General features: G+C 73.7%; 3 protein-coding genes. All 3 read left to right on the plus strand.

The annotated features are described in order from the left end of the window. Nucleotides 1-658: DNA-processing protein DprA (locus DSY14_RS27445; RefSeq protein WP_211719504.1), on the plus strand; the 658-nt coding region annotated here is incomplete at its 5' end. A 406-nt stretch (nt 659-1,064) separates the two neighbouring features. Beyond that, nucleotides 1,065-1,424 (plus strand): RidA family protein, encoded by a 360-nt coding sequence (locus DSY14_RS27450; RefSeq protein WP_211719505.1) that lies wholly within the window; start codon nt 1,065-1,067, stop codon nt 1,422-1,424. Then, nucleotides 1,421-2,305, plus strand: a complete 885-nt coding sequence (locus tag DSY14_RS27455) for a tyrosine recombinase XerC (protein WP_211719506.1) — start codon at nt 1,421-1,423, stop codon at nt 2,303-2,305. The genes DSY14_RS27450 and DSY14_RS27455 overlap by 4 nt, the downstream gene beginning before the upstream one ends. Nucleotides 2,306-2,815 lie beyond the last annotated feature (510 nt).

Here is a 2,815-nt window from a genome sequence, read left to right on the forward strand (position 1 = left end):
CCGCTATGACAAGCGGGCCGCGATCTTCGACGGGACCGTGCAGGTGGCCTCGATCCGGATCTGGCTCCGTGACCTGACCCGTTCAAAAAACAGTACCTACCCGCGGGGGCACGCCGGGCTGTTCGCGGACGTCACCCGGACCGGGGCACTGGTGAGCGAGCGCCCGATCGGCCGGTCCCCGCGTGCGCAGGACTTCCTCATCCGCAACCGCCTCATCGCCGCGCTCACCCCGGGAACGGTGGTCGTGGAGGCGGGCCGGCGCAGTGGCGCCCTGAATACCGCGACGCACACCAACGACCTGCATCGGGTCCTGATGGCGGTCCCGGGGCCGATCACCTCGGCGACCTCCGTGGGGTGCCACCGGCTCCTTCGGGAGGGGCGCGCCGTCTGTGTCACCGGGGTCGCGGACGTGGTGGAGCAGGTCGTGCCCCTGGAGGAGGTGGCCCTTCCCGGTCACGACGATCTCGACCCCGAGACCGCCCGGATCCTGGCGGCACTGGGTCGGCGTGGTGCGGGCATCGCCGAGGTCGCCCGTCGCTGTGGGGAGGGGATGGAGGGGGTGATGCGATCACTGGGGTTGCTCGCCGCCGCCGGACTGGCGGAGCGTTGTCCCGACGGCTGGCGTCGGTCCACCCGCGGTCCCGGGGCACCTCGATGAACACGCCCGCGGGCGGGACGTCCCGAGACGCCGGTGGCCTCGAACCGTGGCGGTCAGGGCGGCATCCCGAAGGGAGGCGTCCGGCCTGCGGCCTGCGGTGACCGAAGTACGGGCCCCGGCGGCGGGCCGGGTGTGGGCCACGAAGCCCGGACTCGGGCGCTCGGCTCCGTCGTTCCCTACGTGCGGTGACCGCAGGGTGTGCTCCCCGGCGGCGGCCGGGTGGATTTCGCGCGGACCGCACCCGTACGGAGTACTCGATGGGCCGCCGCGTCACACCGGCCGGGTTCGCAGCGCGACGCCGGTCGGGTCCGCCTGGTCCGCCGGCTGCGACGACCCGGCGGCACCGCGTCCGCGCGGGTGGCCGCGTACACGGGTACCGACACGTCCACACGGGTACGGTGGCGGCATGGCCAAACCGTACAGCGACGCCCTCGTGGCCGACGGCCCGCTGCTGTTCGTTTCGGGACAGAGCCCGGAGGCGTCCGACGGCGACATCGCCCTCGACATCACCGGGCAGACCCGGCAGATCTTCCAGAACCTCACGGAGATCCTCGGTCGGCACGGCGCCGACCTGGAGCACGTGGTCAAACTGACCTCCTACCTGCGCCACGTCACCGACCTCGACGAATTCCGTGCCGCCCTCGATGCGTGCCTGCCGGGGGAGCACCGTCCGGCCGCCACCCTGGTCGAGGTCAGCGGTCTGGTCCACCCCCGCTATCTGGTGGAGGTCGACGCCGTGGCCTGCCTGCCCAAGGAACGCGGTTGAGCGGCCCGGAAGCGCTGGAACGGCTGTCCGCGCACCTGACCGGCGAACTGGGGCGCTCCCCGCACACGGTCCGCGGCTACCTGTCCGACCTGCGCTCTCTCCTCACCCACCTGGACGAGCACGGACACGACCTCGACGATCTCGACGTCCCCGTGGTGCGCTCCTGGCTGTCCCGGGCCCGTGAATCGGGCGCCGGTCGATCGACCATCGCGCGCCGGGTCGCCGCCGTGCGCGCCCTCACCCGTTTCCTGCATCGGGAGGGGGTCCTGGCGGTGGACCCCGGTCCCCGGTTGGCGGTGCCGGCGCAGCACCGCACCCTGCCCACCGTCCTGGACGAGGAACAGGCACGGTCGGCCTTCTCCGGGCCCGAGCCCGAGACCCCGGTGGAGCTCCGTCGCGGCGCCGTCGTCGAACTGCTCTACGCCACCGGCATCCGGGTCGCCGAACTGTGCGCCCTGGACCGGTCCGACCTCGACCGCACCCGCGACACCGTGCGGGTGCTGGGCAAGGGCGACAAGGAGCGCACCGTCCCGGTCGGGGGGCCGGCCCTGGACGCCGTCGACGCCTGGATCACGGGTGGTCGGTCCGCGCTGCTCGGTCCCCGGAGTGGCGACGCCCTCTTCCTCGGCGCCCGCGGTGGGCGCCTCGGGGTACGTCAGGCGCGAGAGGACGTGCACGCCCACCTGCGTGCCGCCGGGGTCGACGGCGCCCCGCACGGGTTGCGTCACAGCGCCGCCACCCACCTGCTCAACGGCGGAGCGGACCTGCGCAGCGTGCAGGAGTTCCTGGGGCACGCCAGTCCGCGGAGCACCCAGATCTACACCCACGTCTCGGTGGACCGGTTGCGTTCGGCCTACCAACAGGCGCATCCTCGCGCCTGACCGGTCCGGACGGGCCTGGCGGGTCATGCCCCGGGTGGTGCCCCGGAACCCGGGCCGGGCGGCCGGTGCCCCCGCGGCCGGGAGGATCCTCCGGCCATCGGTGCGAGGTGTGTTCCGTCCTCCGGCCGCCCGGTGGGTGCGCCGTCCGCCCGCGTCGGGGCGCCTTCCTTCGACCACGGTGATCGGTGGCCACGGTGGTGCCGAGCCCCCGTGCCCGCACGCCCGGTGCGTGATGTCGGACGTCCCTCGAACTCGCGGGCGACCCCTCGGTGGTGTCCAGGGGAAGGAGACGGACCCGCCCCCGGCCCAGGAGGGAGAGCGGGTCCAGGTAGGTGCGATCGTGCAGCAGACCCCAGTGCAGGCAGGAACGGTCGGGGCAGTGACGGGGCTCGGCGGACACCACCCCGATCGGTGCGTCGCCCACCGGGTCGCCCCGGGAGACGGAAGGGTCCACCGGCAGGTAGGTGGTGCGCAGGTCGCCGTGGGTCACGCTCACCACCCCCACCCCGG

The organism is Nocardiopsis sp. MG754419 (assembly GCF_018207095.1).
GTDB lineage: Bacteria > Actinomycetota > Actinomycetes > Streptosporangiales > Streptosporangiaceae > Nocardiopsis.